The organism is Providencia sp. PROV116 (genome assembly GCF_028482485.1).
In the GTDB taxonomy this organism is placed as follows: Bacteria; Pseudomonadota; Gammaproteobacteria; order Enterobacterales; family Enterobacteriaceae; genus Providencia; species Providencia rettgeri.
The window spans coordinates 137975-160607 of sequence record NZ_JAMPQO010000019.1 but is presented as its reverse complement, the minus strand read 5'-3'; the positions used below and the strand labels follow the sequence as shown (position 1 = coordinate 160607).

General features: G+C 41.4%; 16 protein-coding genes. 7 read left to right on the top strand and 9 right to left on the bottom strand.

Translation table 11 applies throughout. The annotated features are described in order from the left end of the window. Nucleotide 1 precedes the first annotated feature (1 nt). Nucleotides 2–652, top strand: a complete 651-nt coding sequence (rcsB, locus tag PSE72_RS13960) for a response regulator transcription factor RcsB (protein ID WP_004259923.1) — start codon at nt 2–4, stop codon at nt 650–652. Nucleotides 653–730: 78 nt separating this feature from the next. On the opposite strand, the gene rcsC is transcribed toward rcsB, so the two are convergent. Together rcsC and gyrA are read right to left on the bottom strand one after the other, a co-directional pair. Further along, a complete protein-coding gene (gene rcsC / locus PSE72_RS13955; protein ID WP_238562958.1) occupies nt 731–3517 on the bottom strand; it encodes a two-component system sensor histidine kinase RcsC in 2787 nt (928 codons plus the stop codon). A 214-nt stretch (nt 3518–3731) separates the two neighbouring features. Beyond that, nucleotides 3732–6347, bottom strand: coding sequence for a DNA topoisomerase (ATP-hydrolyzing) subunit A (gene gyrA, locus PSE72_RS13950; RefSeq protein WP_004912190.1), 2616 nt, complete (start codon nt 6345–6347; stop codon nt 3732–3734). A 297-nt stretch (nt 6348–6644) separates the two neighbouring features. On the opposite strand from gyrA, the gene ubiG reads away from it, so the two are divergent. The 4 genes from ubiG (at nt 6645) to yfaE (ending at nt 11430) form a co-directional block, all read left to right on the top strand. Continuing rightward, nucleotides 6645–7367: a bifunctional 2-polyprenyl-6-hydroxyphenol methylase/3-demethylubiquinol 3-O-methyltransferase UbiG gene (gene ubiG / locus PSE72_RS13945; protein ID WP_198641564.1), complete on the top strand. Its 723-nt coding sequence runs from the start codon at nt 6645–6647 to the stop codon at nt 7365–7367. 357 nt (nt 7368–7724) lie between these two features. After that, nucleotides 7725–10016 carry a class 1a ribonucleoside-diphosphate reductase subunit alpha gene (gene nrdA, locus PSE72_RS13940; protein WP_004912194.1) on the top strand — a complete coding sequence of 764 codons (2292 nt, stop codon included), beginning with the start codon at nt 7725–7727 and terminating at the stop codon, nt 10014–10016. An 11-nt stretch (nt 10017–10027) separates the two neighbouring features. Further along, nucleotides 10028–11164 carry a class Ia ribonucleoside-diphosphate reductase subunit beta gene (gene nrdB, locus PSE72_RS13935; RefSeq protein WP_004912195.1) on the top strand — a complete coding sequence of 379 codons (1137 nt, stop codon included), beginning with the start codon at nt 10028–10030 and terminating at the stop codon, nt 11162–11164. Between the two features lie 2 nt (nt 11165–11166). After that, complete coding sequence (yfaE, locus tag PSE72_RS13930) at nt 11167–11430, top strand: class I ribonucleotide reductase maintenance protein YfaE (protein ID WP_109911563.1); 264 nt, start codon at nt 11167–11169, stop codon at nt 11428–11430. 72 nt (nt 11431–11502) lie between these two features. Here yfaE and PSE72_RS13925 read toward each other — a convergent pair whose 3' ends face one another. After that, nucleotides 11503–12843: an anaerobic C4-dicarboxylate transporter gene (locus PSE72_RS13925; protein ID WP_109911562.1), complete on the bottom strand. Its 1341-nt coding sequence runs from the start codon at nt 12841–12843 to the stop codon at nt 11503–11505. A gap of 479 nt (nt 12844–13322) precedes the next feature. Between PSE72_RS13925 and tyrP the strand changes: the two genes are divergently transcribed. Continuing rightward, on the top strand, nt 13323–14471 hold the full coding sequence (gene tyrP / locus PSE72_RS13920; protein WP_254178842.1) for a tyrosine transporter TyrP: 1149 nt from the start codon (nt 13323–13325) through the stop codon (nt 14469–14471). Nucleotides 14472–14591: 120 nt separating this feature from the next. On the opposite strand, the gene PSE72_RS13915 is transcribed toward tyrP, so the two are convergent. Next, nucleotides 14592–15134 carry a YfaZ family outer membrane protein gene (locus tag PSE72_RS13915; RefSeq protein ID WP_004912202.1) on the bottom strand — a complete coding sequence of 181 codons (543 nt, stop codon included), beginning with the start codon at nt 15132–15134 and terminating at the stop codon, nt 14592–14594. A gap of 334 nt (nt 15135–15468) precedes the next feature. Here PSE72_RS13915 and PSE72_RS13910 point away from each other — a divergent pair, with 334 nt between their 5' ends. Further along, on the top strand, nt 15469–16908 hold the full coding sequence (locus PSE72_RS13910) for a catalase (RefSeq protein WP_162598830.1): 1440 nt from the start codon (nt 15469–15471) through the stop codon (nt 16906–16908). Nucleotides 16909–16952: 44 nt separating this feature from the next. On the opposite strand, the gene menE is transcribed toward PSE72_RS13910, so the two are convergent. Genes menE through menD form a run of 5 tightly spaced genes read right to left on the bottom strand, consistent with a single transcriptional unit; the run spans nt 16953 to nt 22628 of the window. Then, nucleotides 16953–18362: an o-succinylbenzoate--CoA ligase gene (gene menE, locus PSE72_RS13905; protein ID WP_115167037.1), complete on the bottom strand. Its 1410-nt coding sequence runs from the start codon at nt 18360–18362 to the stop codon at nt 16953–16955. Further along, nucleotides 18350–19321, bottom strand: a complete 972-nt coding sequence (gene menC / locus PSE72_RS13900; RefSeq protein ID WP_004912210.1) for an o-succinylbenzoate synthase — start codon at nt 19319–19321, stop codon at nt 18350–18352. Before menC ends, menE begins: the two co-directional genes overlap by 13 nt. Next, nucleotides 19321–20178 (bottom strand): 1,4-dihydroxy-2-naphthoyl-CoA synthase, encoded by an 858-nt coding sequence (gene menB, locus PSE72_RS13895; RefSeq protein ID WP_004259866.1) that lies wholly within the window; start codon nt 20176–20178, stop codon nt 19321–19323. Before menB ends, menC begins: the two co-directional genes overlap by 1 nt. 12 nt (nt 20179–20190) lie before the next feature. Beyond that, the gene (menH, locus tag PSE72_RS13890) at nt 20191–20955 is read right to left on the bottom strand and encodes a 2-succinyl-6-hydroxy-2,4-cyclohexadiene-1-carboxylate synthase (RefSeq protein WP_272690985.1); all 765 of its coding nucleotides are present in this window, start codon (nt 20953–20955) and stop codon (nt 20191–20193) included. Then, on the bottom strand, nt 20955–22628 hold the full coding sequence (gene menD, locus PSE72_RS13885; protein ID WP_115167035.1) for a 2-succinyl-5-enolpyruvyl-6-hydroxy-3-cyclohexene-1-carboxylic-acid synthase: 1674 nt from the start codon (nt 22626–22628) through the stop codon (nt 20955–20957). Before menD ends, menH begins: the two co-directional genes overlap by 1 nt. Nucleotides 22629–22633: the final 5 nt, after the last annotated feature.

Here is a 22633-nt window from a genome sequence, read left to right as displayed (position 1 = left end):
TATGAATAACCTAAATGTCATTGTTGCCGATGATCACCCTATCGTTCTTTTCGGCATCAGAAAATCACTTGAACAAATTGAATGGGTGAATATCGTAGGGGAATTTGAGGACTCAACCTCTTTGATTAATAACTTAGCACGCTTAAATGCAGACGTGCTAGTTACTGATTTATCAATGCCAGGTGATAAATATGGCGATGGTATTACTTTAATCAAATACATCAAACGGCATTATCCTGATCTATCAATCATTGTTCTCACAATGAACAATAACCCAGCCATTCTTAGCGCAATATTAGAGCTGGATATTGAAGGGATAGTGTTAAAACAAGGCGCACCAGCTGATTTACCTAAAGCTTTAGCCGCTTTACAGAAAGGCAAAAAATTCACGCCAGAAAGTGTGAGTAAGCTACTGGAAAAAGTCAATGCAAGTGGCTACGGCGATAAACGCTTATCACCAAAAGAAAGTGAAGTACTACGTTTATTTGCTGAAGGCTTTTTAGTCACTGAAATTGCGAAAAAACTTAACCGTAGCATAAAAACGATCAGTAGCCAGAAAAAATCAGCCATGCTGAAATTAGGCGTTGAAAATGATATTGCGCTGCTAAATTACCTTTCTTCTGTAAGTATTGATAACTCGCCTTCAGAGTGAGTTTCATTTCAATGATAAGACTACACCAATAAAAACCCAGTTATGGGTTTTTATTTTTGCATTCATCTTTAAGTATATTTAACAGTAGCGCGTCAGGGTCTCTCGTAAAATTGCAATTGTTGTTGGTTTTGACAAACAATCATTCATTCCTGCATTAATACAGCGTTGCTTTTCTTCTGCCATTGCATTAGCAGTTAATGCGATAACGGGTAAGCTAAACTCTAAGCGCCGCAGTTCTTTTGCCAGCTGATAACCATCCATATTTGGCATATTTACATCCGTTAAAACAATATCAACGTGATGATTATTTAGATATTTTAGTGCATCTAATCCATCTATTGCAGTGCCTGTAGTAAAACCGATAGACGCTAATTGTTCACTCAATAATGCTCGGTTAATTGGGTGGTCATCGACAATTAACACATGGTATTCACCTAACGAATTATCAGCAACCAATGGTTGATTTGCTATATTATTTTTCTGCGATTGCTCAATCGTTTTCATGATGACTTTATCAATTAAAACAGGCAACTTATCTAATTGATATGTATTATAAATCCATTGGTGTGATTTTATTTCGTGAAGTTCACCGGCATAAAAACTTGATAACTGGATATGATCTTCACAGGTTATACCTCCGGTATACTCATAATCGGTTATTAGCAGGTCATAATTTTGTGTTTTATCAATCGAGTGATGACCCACAACCGTAAATTGCTCGTGACTTAACAAGCGTAAAAGAAAATTCATTAAAAATTCATTTCGGCACGAGATAGCAATACGATAATGTGCACGATATTCTGGAATGTTTTTCTTAATATATTCTTGACCATATAAAGGAATACGAATAGTAAATGAGCTACCAAGCCCAATTTGGGAATTGACCTCAATATCACCATCCATGAGGTTAATCAGTTTTTCACAAATCGCTAAACCTAAACCTGTTCCTTTATGACCTATATTATTTTTGTCATAAACTTGAAAGAATGGATCAAACAACTGCATGACTACTGCATGGGTCATTCCAATTCCTGAGTCACGTATTTCTATCTTTAAATAATTTTCATCTTTCCAAACATACAGTAATACGAAACCTGATTCTGTAAACTTAATACTATTATTAACAATATTAGAAACCACTTGTTGTAAACGCACAGAATCGTTCAATATTAGGTCTGGAATGTTAGGTTCAATATAGGAATATAATGATATTTTTTTCTTAGTCACTAATGGCAAGTAGTTCGCTAATACGAACTCAAAAACTTCACGACAATTAAACAGTTTGCTTTCTATTTTCAACTGCTTAGATTCAATTTTTGAAAAGTCCAAAATATCACTAATAATCTGTAATAAAAGCGACGATGAGTTATCCATAGTGGAAACCAAACGTGTCGCTTTCTCAGATAACTCATAACGTTGTAGCAATTCTATGTTACCAATAATGCCATATAACGGCGTTCTTAATTCATGGCTTACTGTCGCTAAGAACATCGACTTAGCATGGTTCGCTTGTTCCGCTGCATCGGCTACATCTTGCAACGATTTTTCCATTTGAACACGAATACTGATGTCCACTAATACACAAATAGCGACATCTTCATTCTGATAACGAGAGTTTACAAAGCTAATTTGTAAATGTGTCCCATTGGTTGTCACCACATCAATATAATTGCTCGTTTTTTGGCGAATGATTGTTAATATTCGCTGTTTATCATCTTCATTTAATAGCCGGAAATAGTCATGAGCTAATTCATTACTAAGGATATTACCTCCATCGGTTAATCTTAAAATGATGATACCGACAGGTGCTGATGCCACTATTTTGTGATTGAATTGTTCATGCTCTTCAAGCCGTATCGCGGTGTTCTCTGCAGGTTCTAGCATTTTCCTTTCAAGTAACCAAATTAAAAAGAAAATTAGCCCCCCCGTAAAAATATTAAGGACAATACCGTAAAAAATAGTATTTTCTAAACTAGTTAATATTTCAGATGTCGCAATGGAGAAAATGACCGTAATTTGAGAGGGCAGTAAGCGTTTTTTGAAGATTAATTTTGAATAATCTGAGTTAAAACCAAAAAATGAAGGCTCTGAAATATTGAGTAGCGCTGAGCTCTTAGGGTTGATATCGATAGGAGAATATAAAACAGGCTGGTTATAGTCGTTAATTATTAGTATTTCGATAGCTTTATTTCGGCGTATATTGAATTGATTCAAGTTAATTGAACGTTCTAACCCAATAAACGCAGGCAGCATGTTATCGTGCTTGATTGCCTGAATTAAGTAAACTTGCCCATAATCTGGCTGTGCACCATGCATAATTGTAAATAAATTGCGCTCTTTTCCTTGTAACCTCAAGCCTTGGTAAGTCCGCACACTTTCATAGCTGACTTTTTTGAGTATTTCGATATCAGATATTGTTGAGCGGATCGGATAATCCACCATACAATAACTTCTTGAACCAACTAAAAAGACATGGTTTAAAGCTTGAGGTGCAGCAATACTCTCTTTCCAAAAGTAATTCAGTTGTTCAAAAGCCTGCAAGTAATTCTCTGCTCTATCTCTAAAATAATCACAATCCGTATTCGGCGTTAATTTATAGAAAGAGTAATTAGATGCGTTCGGTAATTCGAGAAATTTACTTGGAAGATTCTTTACTTCTGTCGATTCTTGTAGCTTTACTCGATATAGCTCAGTCATTGACTGGATAGAATTAAGTGTCGCTCCGGTTTGTTGAATATAGGCTTGCAGGTTTTCATAACCCGAATAGAACTGTTGACGAATGTCCGATTTGTATTCATTAAATTGCGAATAAAGGAAGAATAAAGTAATAAAAACGCCCATACCCCACAACATCAAGCCGAGGATACGAAATAAATCCCGAGAAAGTCTAAGTGATGTTTTAAACGAGGGTAAATATCTCAAGCGCTTTCCTGTATATTCGATACTATGACTGCTAATTATACTCGATTACATGATAAAAAAGCGACTAACATGAAAAGTATTAAAATTAAGACATTAAGGTTAGAAACTAAAACGGGCAGCTAATTACGCTACCCGTTCATTAAATTAAACGCGATGATTACTCTTGATCGTCGATATTTGCATCATCAACACCATTTTCTTCAGTGTTTTCATTTGCAATCTCATCATCATTGTTTTCATCGTCATCTGTTTCAGCAACGCGCTGCAAACCAACAACTTTTTCATCTTCAGCGGTTCTAATCAAGGTAACACCTTGAGTATTACGGCCAACGACGCTCACTTCAGACACCCGTGTACGAACTAATGTGCCGGCATCCGTGATCATCATGATTTGGTCTGTTTCATCAACCTGAATCGCGCCAACTACATTCCCGTTTCGCTCACTCACTTTAATGGAGATAACCCCTTGAGTTGCACGAGATTTAGTTGGGTATTCAGCTTCTTCAGTACGTTTACCGTAACCATTTTCTGTCACAGTTAAGATATGCCCTTCTCCACGTGGAATAATCAAAGAAACGACTTTGTCGTTATCCATTAATTTAATACCACGTACACCTGTTGCGGTACGTCCCATAGGACGAACGGCATCTTCAGCGAAGCGCACAACTTTACCCTGAGCTGAAAACAGCATGACTTCGTTTGAACCATCTGTTAAATCAACACCAATCAGTTCATCACCGTCATTCAAGTTCACCGCAATAATACCGGCACTTCTTGGGCGACTAAACTCTTGTAAAGGAGTTTTCTTCACCGTACCACTCGCCGTTGCCATGAAGACGTTGTAACCCTCTTCATATTCACGTACAGGTAAGATGGCCGTAATACGCTCATCTTGCTCTAGTGGTAATAAGTTAACAATTGGGCGACCACGAGCGCCACGGCTCGCTTCTGGTAATTGGTAAACTTTCATCCAATATAACCGACCACGGCTTGAGAAACACAAGATGGTGTCATGTGTATTGGCGACCAATAATCGTTCAATGAAGTCTTCGTCTTTAGTTCTTGCCGCAGACTTACCTTTACCACCACGGCGCTGTGCTTCGTAATCAGACAGAGGCTGATATTTCACATAACCTTGATGAGATAATGTCACCACTACATCTTCTTGGTTGATCAAATCTTCAATATTGATGTCTGCAGTATTTTCTGTAATTTCTGTACGACGAGGGTCGTTGTAGGTATCACGAATAATTTCTAACTCTTCGCGAATCACTTCCATCAAACGTTCAGGGCTGCGTAAAATAAACAGTAAAGCTTCAATTTGTACTAGAAGTTCACGGTACTCTTCCAGTAATTTTTCGTGCTCAAGGCCCGTTAATTTTTGGAGGCGTAAGTCCAAAATAGCTTGGGCTTGTTGTTCAGTCAGGAAATATTGCCCTTCATGCACACCAAACTGAGGCTCTAACCACTCAGGACGAGCGGCGTCATCACCCGCGCGTTCTAGCATCGCAGCAACATTACCCAGATCCCAAGAACGTGCAATTAGCCCTGCTTTTGCTTCAGCAGGCGTTGGTGCTTTACGGATCAGTTCAATAATTGGGTCAATATTAGCCAAGGCGATTGCTAATGCTTCAAGGATATGAGCACGGTCACGCGCTTTGCGTAATTCAAAAATCGTACGACGAGTGACAACTTCACGACGGTGACGCACAAAAGCAGCAATGATATCTTTTAAATTCAGTATTTTGGGTTGCCCTTGATGTAGAGCTACCATATTGATACCAAAAGAAACTTGCAATTGGGTCAATGAATATAAGTTGTTTAGTACAACTTCACCCACCGCATCGCGTTTAACTTCAATAACAATGCGCATACCGTCTTTATCCGACTCGTCACGCAGTGCACTGATACCTTCAACGCGTTTGTCTTTAACTAATTCTGCAATTTTTTCAATCAAGCGAGCTTTATTCACTTGATAAGGGATTTCGCTGACAATAATGGTTTCACGACCATTTTTCTCATCGACTTCCACTTCAGCGCTTGCACGGATATAGACCTTGCCACGCCCTGTACGATATGCATCAATAATCCCACGACGGCCGTTGATAATCGCCGCTGTAGGGAAGTCAGGCCCTGGAATGTGCTCCATTAAGCCTTCAATACTGATGTCTTCATCTTCTATATAGGCAAGACAACCGTTAATCACTTCCCCTAAATTGTGAGGTGGAATATTGGTTGCCATCCCAACAGCAATACCGGACGACCCATTAACCAAAAGGTTGGGGATTTTCGTCGGCATAACTTCAGGAATTTGCTCTGTTCCATCATAGTTTGGAACGAAATCAACGGTTTCTTTTTCAAGGTCAGCCAGTAGCTCATGGGCAATTTTCGCCATACGGATTTCCGTATAACGCATTGCCGCTGCGGAGTCTCCGTCAACTGAACCGAAGTTTCCCTGACCATCAACCAGCATGTAACGCATTGAGAAAGGCTGTGCTAGACGAACGATTGTCTCGTAAACAGCGCTATCACCATGTGGATGGTATTTACCGATGACGTCCCCAACAATACGGGCAGATTTTTTATAGGGTTTATTCCAATCATTTCCCAATACATTCATCGCAAACAGTACTCTGCGGTGTACTGGCTTCAGTCCATCTCGAACATCTGGAAGTGCACGGCCGACAATAACGGACATTGCATAATCCAAATACGAACTTTTAAGCTCTTCTTCGATATTAACTGGTGTGATTTCTCTGGCAATCTCGCTCATGGAACCACTGTCCCTCATAACTTCGGATTCAAAGAGTAGAACTATACCACAATTCGCCAATTTAATAAAAATAAGAGACGGGTATTTGTCTTCCAAGCTATGTATAATAGCGGAAAATTAAGTTTATGTGTCCGAAACTTGAGGGTTTATCAATTAATAACTGCAATAACTGCATTGTTGTTTATATTTTAGCCATCAATTCTTATCGGGCCGCTATCTCCCCCTACTGAACATAGTTTAAATATAATTATCGTTAATAGGCTTTAGGGAATAGGTTAAAAATAGGAGCTTCTTTGTATGAATGACACCCAAACCCCAACGTACCTTAACGTCGATAAGCAAGAGATCGAGAAATTTGAGTCCATCGCTTCCCGTTGGTGGGATTTAGAAGGGGAATTTGCCCCACTACACCGCATCAACCCTTTACGCTTAGGTTATATTATGCAGCGTGTAGACGGTGTTTTCGGTAAAAAAATTCTTGATGTTGGTTGTGGCGGTGGCATTTTATCCGAAAGTATGGCGCGTGAAGGTGCAGAAGTCACCGGCCTTGATATGGGGGCTGAACCCTTAATGGTCGCACGCTTACATTCTCTTGAGTCCGGTATTCCGGTTGAATATGTCCAAGAAACCGTCGAACAGCACGCTGACAAGCACTCTCAAGCCTATGATGTTGTCACATGTATGGAGATGCTTGAACATGTTCCGGACCCTCAGTCTGTCGTTAGAGCTTGCGCTAAATTAGTGAAACCAGGTGGACACGTGATTTTTTCAACCATTAACCGTAACAAAAAAGCATGGTTAATGGCTGTTGTCGCCGCTGAATATATTATGAAAATCGTGCCTAAAGGGACTCATGATGCCAACAAATTTATTCGCCCTTCTGAGTTAATTGGCTGGATTGACGGAACACCACTGAAAGATAAACATATCATAGGGTTACACTTCAACCCATTAACGGATAAATTCTGGCTAGGGCCAAATGTTGATGTAAATTATATGCTGCATACTGTGAGCGAATAGTCATTTAGTCGTGAAAAGAATAAATCACAAGCAGTACGTTTAAGAAAGCAGCAAACGATCGCAGTTTACAAAATTTATTTTAGTCCTCATGTCGGAAGCATTTTTTTTATTAATGCCTTTTACCATGCAGCTTACCGACATGATCTGTTTTCTTATCCAACCAGTTATCCACAAGATCCCTCTAATTTGTTCACTTGATAAAATCACATATTAACATTATCTTGTTATGGTATTCTAAACAAACTACTACATATAGTGGTACAAGCAAACATAACACTACTAGCCTCATGGCATTACACCATGAGCTTTTTTATGTTTTTTTAACCCATTTGTAGTTCAACCAAGGTGTACTTGCTCATGAACCAGAGTCTGTTAGTCACAAAGCGTGATGGACATAAAGAACGCATTGATCTCGACAAAATCCACAAGGTAATAACCTGGGCCGCGGAAGGCCTAAGTAACGTATCCGTTTCTCAAGTGGAGTTACGTTCACAGATTCAGTTTTATGATGGGATCAGAACTTCTGACATTCACGAAACGATGATCAAAGCAGCAGCAGATTTAATTACGGGTGATACACCTGATTACCAATACTTAGCTGCACGTCTTGCTATTTTTAACTTACGCAAGAAAGCCTATGGCCAGTTTGAACCGCCTGCATTATATAAGCATGTTAAACACCTCGTCGAAATGGGGAAATATGACAAGCATTTGCTGGAAGACTACTCTGAAGCAGAGTTCGAGCAAATGGATAGCTTTATAGACCATTGGCGTGATATGAATTTTTCCTATGCTGCGGTAAAACAGCTTGAAGGGAAATATTTAGTTCAAAACCGCGTTACCGGTGAAATCTATGAGAGCGCACAGTTTTTATACATTTTAGTTGCTGCTTGCCTATTTTCACATTACCCAAAAGAGACGCGTCTCGATTATATTCGCCGTTTCTATGACGCCGTTTCAACATTCAAAATTTCATTACCTACGCCAATTATGGCGGGGGTACGTACTCCTACACGTCAATTCAGCTCTTGTGTACTGATTGAGTGTGGTGACAGCTTAGATTCCATCAATGCCACTTCAAGCGCAATTGTGAAATATGTCTCACAGCGTGCAGGTATTGGGGTAAATGCAGGCCGCATTCGTGCATTAGGCAGCCCAATTCGTGGTGGTGAAGCGTTCCACACTGGTTGTATTCCGTTCTATAAACACTTCCAAACTGCGGTGAAATCTTGTTCGCAAGGTGGCGTTCGTGGTGGTGCTGCAACCTTGTTCTACCCTATTTGGCACCTTGAAGTTGAAAGTTTATTGGTACTGAAAAATAATCGTGGGGTTGAAGGTAACCGTGTTCGCCATATGGATTACGGTGTGCAACTCAACAAGTTAATGTATGAGCGTTTGATTAAAAACCAAGATATTACATTATTCAGTCCATCAGACGTTCCAGGTCTTTATGATGCATTTTTCGCTGATCAAGACGAATTTGAACGTTTATATGTGAAATACGAACAAGATGAAAATATTCGCAAATCCAGTGTTAAAGCGGTTGAGCTATTTTCATTAATGATGCAAGAACGTGCGTCTACTGGCCGAATCTATATTCAAAACGTTGACCACTGTAATACACATAGCCCATTTGACCCACAGGTTGCCCCTGTTCGTCAGTCAAACTTATGTTTAGAAATTGCACTGCCAACTAAGCCATTAAATAACATTAATGACGAGAACGGTGAAATTGCGCTGTGTACATTATCGGCATTTAACTTAGGGGCGATTGATAGCCTAGATGAATTAGAAGAGCTGGCAATATTAGCTGTTCGTGCTCTTGATGCACTGCTTGACTACCAAGATTACCCAATCATTGCGGCGAAGCAAGGCTCAATGGGGCGTCGTACACTCGGTATTGGGGTGATTAACTACGCTTATTATCTCGCGAAGCACGGTGTTCGTTATTCTGACGGTAGTGCGAACAACTTAACGCACAAAACATTCGAAGCCATTCAGTATTATCTATTAAAAGCCTCGAATGAGTTAGCAAAAGAGCAAGGTGCTTGCCCATGGTTCAATGAAACAACTTATGCACAAGGCGTTTTACCTATCGATACCTATAAAAAAGAGCTCGATAAGTTAACTAATGAACCTTTGCATTACGATTGGGAAGCTTTACGCCAAGATATTAAACAACATGGTCTGCGTAACTCGACACTGTCTGCATTGATGCCTTCAGAGACATCATCACAAATTTCTAACGCAACCAATGGTATTGAGCCACCACGTGGTTATATCAGTATTAAAGCCTCTAAAGATGGTATTTTGCGTCAAGTAGTGCCAGATTACGAAAATCTGAAAGGCGCATACGAGCTACTATGGCAAATGCCTTCAAACAGTGGCTATTTACAACTCGTTGGTATCATGCAGAAATTTATCGACCAGTCGATTTCTGCTAACACAAACTATGACCCGACTCGTTTTGAGAGCGGCAAAGTACCAATGAACCAATTGCTAAAAGATTTATTGCTCGCCTATAAGTTTGGTGTGAAAACACTTTACTACCATAACACCCGCGATGGGGCGGAAGATGTTCAGGGCGATCTGGAAGAAGTTGTTGAGTCAGCGGATTCCGATTGCGAAGGCGGCGCGTGTAAAATTTAATAGGAATTGTTATGTCACACACATATACAACGTTTTCACAGAAAAAGAATGACCAAATGCTGGAGCCGATGTTTTTCGGCCAACCAGTTAACGTGGCGCGCTATGATCAGCAAAAGTACCCTATTTTTGAAAAGCTGATTGAAAAACAATTGTCGTTTTTCTGGCGCCCTGAAGAAGTTGACGTATCTCGCGACCGTATTGACTATAATGCGTTGCCAGATCACGAAAAACATATTTTTATCAGTAATCTGAAATACCAAACGCTGCTGGACTCTATTCAGGGCCGCAGCCCTAATGTGGCATTATTGCCGCTGATTTCGATTCCTGAACTGGAAACTTGGGTTGAAACGTGGGCGTTTTCTGAAACTATCCACTCACGTTCATATACACACATTATTCGTAATATAGTGAATGACCCAGCCATTATTTTTGACGATATCGTTGAAAATGAAGAAATTTTAAAGCGTGCTAAAGATATTTCTGGTTTTTACGATGACCTGATCGAAATGACCAATTACTATCATATGTTTGGTGAAGGCACGCATACTTGTAACGGCAAACAAGTCACTGTTTCTTTACGTCAATTGAAGAAACAGCTGTATCTGTGCCTAATGAGCGTTAATGCGCTCGAAGCCATCCGTTTCTATGTTAGCTTTGCCTGTTCATTTGCGTTTGCTGAACGCGAACTGATGGAAGGAAATGCTAAAATCATCAAGCTAATCGCACGTGATGAAGCGCTGCACTTAACTGGAACACAACACATGTTGAACCTGTTGCGCTCAGGGCAAGATGACCCAGAAATGGCCGAAATCGCGGCAGAGTGCGAACAAGAGTGTTATGACTTGTTCGTTCAAGCAGCAGAGCAAGAAAAAGAGTGGGCTGACTACCTATTCAGCGAAGGCTCTATGATTGGTTTAAATAAAGATATTTTATGCCAATATGTTGAATATATTACTAACATTCGCATGCAAGCTGTTGGCCTGAAATTGCCATTTGAAGCACGTTCAAACCCAATTCCATGGATCAACGCATGGTTGGTGTCTGATAACGTACAAGTTGCACCTCAAGAGGTTGAAGTGAGTTCTTATTTAGTCGGCCAAATTGACTCTCAAGTCGATACCGACGATTTGAGCGACTTCGAACTGTAAGTATGGCAAGCCATAAAATCACCCTGCGGTTAACGCAGGGTGTTCAAGTCCCCTACCATACCGAAGTTCACTCCTGTTTGCTGGAAGCCTTAGAAGACAGCCGTATTCCTGTAGAATACCAATGCCGTGAAGGCTACTGCGGTTCATGCCGAGTGACATTATTGCATGGTAAAGTGGGCTATAAGCAAAAACCTATCGCATTTGTACAAGATGGCGAGATCCTTCCCTGCTGCTGCCATCCATTGTCTGATATTGAAATTGGTTAATTTAAAATAGGTGATTGCACAGCGGTCTACCCGTTACCTGTGCAATCACTATTTATTTACTTAATTTATTGATTATAAATAACCATATAAACCTGCAAATACCCAGCCAAACACACAAGACACGCCCACCCCAATTAACCCCGGTAGAATGAAACTGTGGTTGATAACAAATTTACCAATACGCGTTGTTCCAGAACGGTCAAATTGAATTGCCGCAAGATCACTTGGATAAGTCGGTAAAATGTAGTAACCATAACACGCAGGCGCAGAAGCGATAATATAGGCAGGGTCAACACCAATACCTAATGCAATTGGTACAACAGCGGCTAGTGCAGCGGCTTGAGAGTTAACAAACTTAGAAACTAATAACAAGATGACGGCATAAGCCCAAGGGAAATCTTTCACTAAAGAACCTAACGTTCCTTTAATTTCATCCATGTGTGCGCCGAACATGGTTTCCGCCATCCAAGCGATACCATACACCGCCACGATAGCAATCATCCCTGAACGGAATACTTCATTCTTTGAAATTTGCCCAGGATTGGTCTTACAGATAATGATAATTAGCGCACCCGCTAATAACATAAACATCTGGATGACTAAAACCATAGATAACGGCTTACCATTAACTAGCGGCCTTAGTTCAGAGAATGCGCCAAGTAGTGCAACAACTGCGATAGAGGCTAAAAAAATCCACATCGCGACCCAGTTAATTTTCGGTAATTTTGTATTTAGCAGTGTCACACTGTCACCATAAACATAATCATGGTTTTCAGGGACTGATATAAACTCTTGGAATACAGGGTCTTTATCGAGATCTTTTCCTCTAAACCAACTGAAAATACCAATAGCTAAAATACCAATTAACGTTGATGGGATAGTAATTGCTAATAAATCCAAAAATTCGAGTGACTTACCATTGATTGTCACACCATTTAGCATTGCTACTAGTGAAACAACCGCGACTGAAACTGGACTGGCGATAATCCCCATTTGTGCGCCAATACTACTCGCGGCCATCGGTCTTTCTGGACGGATATTATTTTTAATCGCCGCATCGTAGATGATAGGTAAAATCGTATATACCACATGCCCTGTACCACACAAAATGGTTAAGATACATGTCACAAAAGGTGCCACAATAGAAATGTACTTAGGGTTTTTCCGCAGTAGTCGTTCTGCAATTTGCAGCATGACATCTAAACCGCCTGATGCTTGTAACGTCGCTGATGCGGCAACAACAGCAATGATAACAAGCATAACATCAACAGGCGGTTTTCCAGGCGGTAAACCAAAACCAAAAACTAAGATAACTAGGCCAACACCACCTAATAGCCCGAGTGCCATTCCCCCTTTTTTTGCTCCATAGAATAAGCAAACAAGGATAATGGCGAGTTGAATCATAAAGTCCATAGTTCCATCCTTTATATATATGTTTGCATATATTATCGGGATGATTTTCAAGCATTAATTTGATTTATGATAACTTCAAAATCAATTTAGTTTTATTTTTTATGCTTTTATTTTGACCTCATCACATAATTTACATTAAGTAACTGACATACTGTACAGTTAGCTGCCATTTTAATAAAAATCAACTAATTACCACACCTTTTTTAACAAACCACCCCATTTAAATTTACCTTTAGTCACTATAAATCATCATTTTTTCTTCACTTAATTAACCCTGATTATTGTCTTTAGTTTCGCTATCTACTTGATTATCAGTGTAAACTTATAATTACACCAGCTGTAATTTACATTTGACAGCGAACTTTCGATCGCATAATCTGCATCACTTGTTAATTATTGAAATTCAATCAGAGGAACTTGTGAAGAATCGTACGCTTGGCAGTGTGTTAATCGTTGCAGGGACAACAATAGGTGCAGGGATGTTGGCAATGCCACTTGCCGCTGCAGGAGTCGGTTTCACAGGCATCGTTTGCTTGCTTGTTGGATTATGGATGTTAATGAGTTATACCTCATTACTATTAGTCGAAGTGTATCAGCATAACCCTGCAAATATGGGCCTAGGCTCCGTCGCTAAAAAATATCTGGGTCCTGTTGGCCAAATAGTGACTGGGCTCAGTATGCTGCTATTAATGTACGCATTAACAACCGCTTACATAGGTGGTGCAGGCGTATTAATTTCAGATAGCCTGTCTTCTTGGTGGGGAATTAACATTTCAACCAACACTGCCATTATCGCATTTACTATTATTGGTGGTGCAGTCGTGTGCATTGGCACACATTCAGTCGATTTTATTAACCGTATTTTATTTACAGCAAAAACGATTTTTTTGGTCATCATGCTCGTTGTGATGATGCCACATGCTGAAGTGGTAAACTTAAGCACTATGCCGATTGAAAAAGGCCTTGTTTTGGCCGCAGTGCCAGTTATTTTTACCTCTTTTGGTTTCCATGGTAGCGTACCGAGTTTAGTTAACTATATGAATGGAGATGTACGTAAATTACGTATGATTTTCATTACCGGAAGCGCAATTCCTTTAGTAGCTTATATTCTATGGCAAATCGCTACGTTAGGTTCTATTCCATCACACACCTTTATCGGGATCTTAGCGCAGGAGTCTGGCCTTAATGGGTTACTTACCGCGATTCGCGATGTTGTTGCTACACCTCGAGTCAATATTGCCGTCAGCCTATTTATGGATTTAGCGTTAGCAACGTCCTTCTTAGGTGTTGCATTGGGCTTATTTGATTACCTCGCAGATTTGTTCAAACGGAGTAATCATTTTATCGGTCGTGTACAAACAGGCTTGCTTACCTTTGTTCCGCCATTATTAGCCGCCCTATTCTTTAGTAGTTTCGTACAAGCATTAACTTATGCCGCTGTCGCGCTCTCAGTCTTAGCACTGATTATTCCTGCACTGTTAACACTGCGTGTACGTAAATTAGAAACCCAAGGTGGGTATCAAGTTAAAGGCGGTACGCCTATTTTAGTTTTAGTGTTGGTATGTGGTATCGCCGTAATTGCTATCCAATTTTCGATTGTTGCCGGATTTTTACCAAACGTTGGCTAACTTATTTGCTTTTTAATAAAATTAAAGACACAAAAAAACCGCCAAACGTAGTATTTGGCGGTTTTTTTCGAGATTCAAACGGTTAAATCTAATAAATTTAACCAAAGAAATTCAACATTCTTAGAATGAAAGGCCTGCCCCTACATACCAGCCATCGGCAACTTTATCGCTACTATTGCCATGAGTTCCTTTCATTTCAATCAAACGATATCCGGCATCAATAGATAAAGGTTTAAATACGGTATAACGCGCCCCCGCTTTCGCTTCGACGTAAGACTTGCTACCTGAAGTCAATGACTCAGGAGCACCATACGCTTCACCATAAATATTTAATGAAGGCATAGCCTGCCAATTTAACCCACCACCAACCGCTAATGCAGCGCCACTACTATTGTGATCCGGTGATAAATATAACCCTTTCCCCCCTACAAATGCAGAGAAAGGCCCAACAGGTAAACCAAATGTGGCACCAATACTACCCGTTTGCCCATCATGGTCACTACGAGCCCAAGAACCGTTAAATGCTAACCCTGCATTTTGGTTACCTAACCCTGCAGACAGCTCAGTAAAATGTTCACCCGCTTGTGCACTGACTGAAACTGCATGGGCAGTACCTACGAACAATGGTGACATCGCTGCTGCTAATAATAATAGTTTGCGCATTATTTTATCCTCTTGATATTATTACCTATGGATACTACGCGAATTTCACCCTATTTTCAGCCATTCTTACCTAGATTTACGCTATAGCCTTTATAAAAGCCGACTTTATTCATTACAAAATTTCACAAATCAAAAATTTTAGTGCGAAAAAGTGCGATGAGTGCCGTTTTTTCACAGGTAATCACAGTAATTGGTTATATTAATTAGATAATCAATTCCATAATAACTATACTGAATTACAAGTTTATTGTAGTCCTGTTTTTTATTTTTTACAAAATATTAACTTATTAGTTAGGTTTGTGTAGTCCATTAATCCAAACAAAGGAGCATTGTGATGAAAAAGAAAGGCCTTACTACCGCCTCAGGCGCCCCGGTCGCCAATAATAATAATGTGATGACAGCAGGTAAACGTGGCCCAATGTTATTACAGGATGTTTGGTTTTTAGAGAAACTTGCCCATTTTGACCGTGAAGTGATCCCTGAAAGACGCATGCACGCAAAAGGTTCTGGCGCTTTTGGTACGTTTACTGTAACTCATGATATTAGCCGCTATACTCGCGCAAAAATTTTCTCTGAAATAGGGAAAAAAACTGAAATGTTTGCTCGCTTCTCTACCGTTGCAGGTGAGCGCGGGGCTGCCGACGCAGAACGTGATATTCGTGGTTTCGCATTAAAATTTTATACTGAAGAAGGCAACTGGGATATGGTGGGTAACAACACCCCTGTGTTCTATTTCCGCGACCCATTAAAATTCCCTGATTTAAACCACGTAGTTAAGCGCGACCCTCGCTCTAACCTGCGTACAATGGAACATAAATGGGCCTTTTTCTCTCAGTTACCAGAATCTTTACACCAGTTAACCATTGATGCTAGTGACCGTGGTATACCACAAAGTTACCGTCATATGCACGGGTTTGGTAGCCACACTTATAGTTTCATCAACAGTAATAATGAACGCTTCTGGGTTAAATTCCATTTCCGTTGCCAACAAGGTATTCAGAATCTGTCTGATGAACAAGCAGAGCAATTAGTCGGTAAAGATAGAGAAAGTTCACAACGCGATCTGTTTGAATCCATTGAGAAAGGGGATTTCCCACGCTGGAATTTGCAAGTGCAAATTATGCCAGAGAAAGAGGCCTCTCAAGTTCCTTATAACCCATTTGACTTAACCAAAGTTTGGCCGCACAAAGATTATCCATTAATTGATGTCGGTTATTTTGAACTTAATCGTAATCCAGACAACTACTTTGCTGACGTAGAACAAGCGGCGTTTAGCCCAGCTAACGTGGTTCCGGGTATCGGTTTCTCACCAGATAGAATGTTACAAGGCCGTTTATTCTCCTATGGAGATGCCCATCGTTATCGCCTTGGGGTTAACCACCACCAAATCCCAGTGAATGCCCCACGTTGCCCATTCCATAATTACCACCGTGATGGCGCAATGCGCGTTGACGGTAATAGCGGCAACCATGTGACCTATGAGCCAAATGAAGCAGGATTATTCCAAGAGCAACCTGACTTTAGCGAACCGCCATTATCTATTGAAGGTGCCGCTGACCATTGGGATCACCGCGAAGACCAAGATTACTTCAGCCAACCACGTGCATTATATGAGTTATTAGATGATGCCGAGCACCAACGTATGTTTAAACGTATTGCGGGCGAACTGATTGACGCGACAGAAGCCACTCAAGTGCGCCAAATCGAGTTATTTAAACAAGTTCACCCAGAATACGGCGCTGGTGTTGAAAAAGCATTAAAAGCACTAAAATAGTGTAATTTATTAAGTGGTGGGGATAACCCCACCACTATTTCACCCTATTCCTGCATTCTAGCTAACAACCACTTTTTCACTTGTTGTCTCGACACTTTTATTCCCCCAGCTTTCAATTCAGGGTCTAAATAATAAAAGGCCATAGGATATTGGTATGGTGCGAGTTTATCTTTTAGCCAATCCGCCAGCTGATGTAAACCTACGGACTCATTTGCTTCAATAACCGCGACAGGGCGTTGCCCAAATTGCACATCATCAATGGGGATAATAAAACTTTGGCTGATATCAGGGTATGAATTGATGACTGACTCGATATCTTCTGGTTGAACACATTCCCCACCACTGATAAATAAATTATCTAAACGACCAAGGATCTGATACTCACCATCAATAAATGCTCCTTTATCGTTGGTTTTAAACCAGTTATCTAGGCAATTTAAAGGGTGAATTTGCCCATCAAACCAATAACCAAGCGCTTGGCTGTCTGATTGGATTTGAATTTCACCACCCACAAGACGAATTTGCTTACCTTTTAAGGGTAAACCAACGCCTTTCTTGCCATCTGCCCGTTTAGCACAAACTGTAGAAGCCATTTCTGTCATCCCATAGCCACTCCAACACGCAATTCCATGTTGTTGTGCCAAGTCCGTGAGTGTTGAAGGGATACTGGCTCCGCCCAATAAAACGGCTTTCAACGCGATATTCGCCATTGAGTTATCATTCAATAAACGCCATAGCTGGGTCGGCACCAAAGAGGCATGAGTCACCCCATGTAATGCCTGGGCTAAAGGGAGATTTTTTACCGCAAGTGCGCCGCCTTGCAAAAGCCAACGCCAAACAATACCCTGACCAGATACATGGAATAACGGCAGCGAGAGTAACCAACAATCATCTTGCTGGTAATTCATCATATTAACAACACCGGCAGCGCTATTGAGGTGAGCTGCAACACTGTGAACGGCGGCTTTAGGTAGACCTGTCGACCCCGATGTTAAAATCAGAGTAGCAGGCTGCTGAATAGCCTCTTGAAAAACAACCGGAGCAACCTTTTCATCACCAATAAAATGATAATAGAGTTGATAATCTAAATGGCGATAATTGGCTAATAAATTTGATTCATCAGTAAAATCAATGGCTGCGCTAACATTAAGATGAGGCAGTAATTCTGCTAATAACCGTTCTGGGAGGCGGGGATTTAACGGTAAGACTCGAGCGCCACACGCAATAAGTGCCAGTTGACTCAATAATAAGTCAACTGAATTTTTCCCACGCAAAACGATACACTGCCCTTGTGTTACACCTTGCATTAAAAAGTAAGTTTTAAGGTCAGTAACTTGTTGGCTTACACTTTCCCAAGTCATACTTTGGGACTCAGTTACAAGGGCGATCGCATTGGGACGAAGATTGGCCCAGTGTTGCCAAAGCCAATCTTTAAAGTTATCTAGTTCTGCCATACAAGCGTTAAATCATCTAACTGCTGGAGCGGAATATCACATTGAGGCCAAGGCCGTATCAATTGAGATTGAATAAGTGATACCGTATCTAAGCCTGGAATGGTATTTGGCGTTAGCCAATGTGCTACACGAGCAAGTTGCGTTAAACCAAAGCTACTTTCAATGGATGAACTGATCACGGCTTGTAATCCTAAGCGATGCGCTTCTTCTACTAAGTAGCGGCAATAAGATAAGCTGCCTGTCAGTGTTGGTTTAATTACAATCGCAGAAACGCCTTCCTGCGCCTCAACCATAAAGCCTTCTTCTCGTACACTTTCATCCCAAGCGATACTAATGCCAGTATCCGCTGCAAATTGCAGTGACTCTTCACGGGTTTTGCACGGCTCTTCTAAGAATGCGATACGGTCACGGTAATCTGGGTTAACATATTTAGCAAAACCGTCAGCTTTTGTTCGAGTCCAACTGCGATTCGCATCCAAGCGCAGTTTCAGTTCTGGAACGGCCTCTAGTAATAAGTTAACCACCATGCCATCACGCACAGCTTCATAGAGCCCAACTTTTACCTTTGCAACCTTTTCGCCTTCCATTGCATCAAGGCTCAAAATGAGGTCATCAGGGTCACCACTGCACAGCGGTGCTTTGCGATAATCAGCCTCTTTCGGTAGCTCCCCTGTTAACTCCGCTAGAGCACAGCTACAGCCAAAAGCAACAGAGGGTAGTAGACTATTAGAAATTTTGCCTTCTTTCACCCATTCATTCATTCGCTTAATAGTTTCGGCGGTTGCTTCTTCTAATGTTTCACGACTGAATTCAGGTAGAGGCGAAATTTCTCCCCAACCTTCATTATCCCCATCTTGTAAACACACTAAAAGCCCATCCCGAGTTTTTAGTCGCTGATAACGAAGGATAACGCCTGCCTCCATTGGCAGGCTGAACGAATAAATACGGGCTTTACGCATTATGGATTACGCTTATATTTAGAGAAGTCTGGAGCACGTTTTTCATTAAAGGCATTACGACCTTCTTGCCCTTCATCTGTCATATAGAACAACATAGTGGCATTACCGGCTAATTCTTGCAGGCCAGCCTGACCATCACAATCCGCATTTAATGCCGCTTTTAAGCAACGTAATGCCATTGGGCTATTTTCTAGCATTTCACGGCACCAACGCACGGTTTCTTTTTCAAGATCTGCGTATGGGACAACTGTGTTAACCAAGCCCATATCTAATGCTTCTTGTGCATTGTATTGGCGGCATAAAAACCAGATTTCACGCGCCTTTTTCTGCCCAACGATACGCGCCATATAGGATGCGCCCCAGCCGCCATCAAATGAACCGACTTTTGGCCCAGTTTGACCAAATATTGCGTTATCCGCAGCAATAGTCAGGTCACACATCATATGTAACACATGGCCACCACCAATTGAGAAACCTGCGACCATCGCAACCACAGGTTTTGGGCAAGTCCGAATTTGGCGTTGAAAATCAAGAACGTTTAAATGGTGAGTTCCACTCTCATCACGATACCCGCCGTAGTCACCACGGATTTTTTGGTCACCACCGGCACAGAATGCTTTTTCACCTTCGCCCGTTAAAATGATAGTTCCGACTTGGTCATCATAACGTGCATCTGACAGTGCTTGGATCATTTCTTTCACGGTTTGTGGACGAAAAGCATTACGCACCTCTGGACGGTTAATCGTAATTTTAGCAATTCCTTCAGGAGATTTATGATAGCGAATATCTTCAAACCCTGTAGAGCAATCTTGCCATTCAATTGGTGCGTATAATTTTTCTTCGCTTGGATAAATCATTATCAGATTCCTTTAACCACGGTGTGATAAAAAATGGTGTAGTGCAGTTGCAAAGCCCATGGGGTTTTCCCGATGTGCATTATGCCCTGCATTTTCAATCAGCGTTAACGGCAAAGCATATTGTTGCGAAACGCTTCGAAATTTTTGATCCTTTCCGCCACAAAAATAACGATAAGGGCAGATTAATTGACGTAATTTGTCCGCCAAAAAAGGTTGCTTTGCTAATGATGTATTTTCTAGCATAGCTGCAATACTGTGTGGGTTATTTTGTCCACGTAACTGAATTAACTGTTGGCGCTGAGTGACTGACAAATCAGCAAATACAGTTTGTTGATACCAATCATCTAATACGTCTTCAATGGGTTCTGAACGAAAACGTTGCGCCCATGCCCTATCACTAGCAGCTCGAGCGACACGTTCTTGTTCATTGGCTAACCCCACATTCCCGCCTTCAATCACTAAACCTAATAGCCCGTTAGGCAGATAGTGACAGGCAAAATGCATTGCGAGCCGAGCACCGAGTGAATAGCCAACCAAGTAGTATTCATTAATTTGATGATACTGTAAAAGCTCGCTGAGTTGTTGATCAAAATGTGAAAAACTCTGGCATGGCTCTGAATGAGAACCGCCATGCCCTGGCAAATCCACAGCTAATGATGGAAAAGTCCGTGTTTGATCAATCACGGGTGACCAGTCATCCGCACTGCCTAACAAACCATGCAACCAAATGATCCAAGGAGCCGATGAGGTAGAATGATGTCGATGAGCGGATAACATTACAATTCCACAACTTCATTAAGCAGCTGTTTTAAAGTACGCGCGCCTTCATCGCTTGCCACCTGTAATTCCACCAGCAATGTTCCTTGCTGACTATGCCAAAATTGTTGAACAGTATTTTTTAGTGTTCCCCAATCTGTCGGCGCACAATATTGTAAGCCAAACATTTTCGCAGCAGGCTCGAAACTGACATTTTGCGGCATACAGTAATAATTTTGCCTTGCTTCGTCTGGTGTGGGTAGCATAGAGAAAATTTGCCCACCATTGTTATTCACGATGATTAGGACTGTCGGTGCAGAAGGTTCTCGCAACAGCGCCAAACTATTCAAATCGTATAAGGCAGAAATATCCCCAACGATAGCCAATGTTGGACGTGCTGTTCCTCGTTGCACTCCCGCCATGGTAGAAATCAGACCATCAATACCACTTGCGCCGCGGTTGCTATACACCGGATAACCCAATGGAAGTTGTGCGAGTGCATCCACCAAACGAACAATTAAGCTATTTCCAACAAATAGTTGACCTCGTGGTGAGAGTAGTTCTGGCAATTGAAATGCAACCGCCGCTTCGGAAAACTGGTCATGTAACTGTTGGTGTACATGGTGTTGGGCTTTTTGCGCTAACGTCTGCAGAGATTCACACCACAAACTTCTCGGCTGTGCAGGATGGTTGTCCAGCCAACCTTTAATTGAACAGGTTAACTTTCTTCCCCTATGATTAGCTGGGTCTAGCCGTTGAGGTATCGAGTCGATAATCCAATACTCTTGCGGTTCACAATTGGCTTGCCATTGTAATAGCCGTTTTCCTGTTAAGCTTGAACCAAACTGGACAACTAATTCTGCATGTTTTAAAACCTGTTGAGCATCGGGATGCTGAAGCCATAAATCTGCGCAAGGGTATGGCTGCCCTGTTTGAGATAACACATCACCTATAACTGGCCATCCGAGTTCTTGAGCCCATTTAGCAACGAGCTCCCCTTCACTCGCACTCATTCTACCGGCAAGCACAACGCCTTTTTTTTGCCGCCAAAAATACCAATCTGCCACTAGAGCGACAGAATGAGTTAACGGTTCAGTGAGCCACGGGTGGCTCGAATTCCACCATTCCCCAAGGGTTTTCTGCCATTCATGTTCCCCATCCATATCACCATATAGTGGCTCAGCAAATGGGCAGTTGATATGAAATGCACCATGGCGTAACTGGTTCATGCCATTATCAATAGCGGTTACCAGCCATTTAGCTGAAATATCTTGTGTCGGCCTTGGCAACATTAATGATTGAGCAGGATGAGATGCAAAAATATGCGTCTGCCGAATAGCCTGATTAGCACCGCAATCAATCAGTTCAGGGGGCCTATCTGCGGTGAGAAAAATAACTTTTTCTCCAGTTAGTCCAGCTTCTATCAATGATGGATAAAGGTTTGCAACCGCAGTCCCTGACGTCACAATGACACCTACTGGCTCATTGCTGGCTTTTGCCAATCCAAGTGCCAGATGACCCAAACCACGCTCATCGAAATGGGTGTGACAATGTAATTTGGCATTATTGATGGCAGCCAGAGTCAGAGGTGTTGAGCGCGAGCCTGGCGCAATACAGATATGTTTCATTCCGTGGCGAGATAGTGCTTCAATAATCACTTCAGCCCAACGGAGATTAAAAGCAGAATTCGACATAATAT

Bases quoted from the DNA above. Each gene is read 5' to 3' on its own strand.
- rcsB (WP_004259923.1), top strand. From the start codon at position 2: ATGAATAACCTAAATGTCATTGTTGCCGATGATCACCCTATCGTTCTT.
- gyrA (WP_004912190.1), bottom strand. From the start codon at position 6,347: ATGAGCGAGATTGCCAGAGAAATCACACCAGTTAATATCGAAGAAGAG.
- ubiG (WP_198641564.1), top strand. From the start codon at position 6,645: ATGAATGACACCCAAACCCCAACGTACCTTAACGTCGATAAGCAAGAG.
- nrdA (WP_004912194.1), top strand. From the start codon at position 7,725: ATGAACCAGAGTCTGTTAGTCACAAAGCGTGATGGACATAAAGAACGC.
- nrdB (WP_004912195.1), top strand. From the start codon at position 10,028: ATGTCACACACATATACAACGTTTTCACAGAAAAAGAATGACCAAATG.
- yfaE (WP_109911563.1), top strand. From the start codon at position 11,167: ATGGCAAGCCATAAAATCACCCTGCGGTTAACGCAGGGTGTTCAAGTC.
- PSE72_RS13925 (WP_109911562.1), bottom strand. From the start codon at position 12,843: ATGGACTTTATGATTCAACTCGCCATTATCCTTGTTTGCTTATTCTAT.
- tyrP (WP_254178842.1), top strand. From the start codon at position 13,323: ATGTTGGCAATGCCACTTGCCGCTGCAGGAGTCGGTTTCACAGGCATC.
- PSE72_RS13915 (WP_004912202.1), bottom strand. From the start codon at position 15,134: ATGCGCAAACTATTATTATTAGCAGCAGCGATGTCACCATTGTTCGTA.
- PSE72_RS13910 (WP_162598830.1), top strand. From the start codon at position 15,469: ATGAAAAAGAAAGGCCTTACTACCGCCTCAGGCGCCCCGGTCGCCAAT.
- menE (WP_115167037.1), bottom strand. From the start codon at position 18,362: ATGGCAGAACTAGATAACTTTAAAGATTGGCTTTGGCAACACTGGGCC.
- menC (WP_004912210.1), bottom strand. From the start codon at position 19,321: ATGCGTAAAGCCCGTATTTATTCGTTCAGCCTGCCAATGGAGGCAGGC.
- menB (WP_004259866.1), bottom strand. From the start codon at position 20,178: ATGATTTATCCAAGCGAAGAAAAATTATACGCACCAATTGAATGGCAA.
- menH (WP_272690985.1), bottom strand. From the start codon at position 20,955: ATGTTATCCGCTCATCGACATCATTCTACCTCATCGGCTCCTTGGATC.
- menD (WP_115167035.1), bottom strand. From the start codon at position 22,628: ATGTCGAATTCTGCTTTTAATCTCCGTTGGGCTGAAGTGATTATTGAA.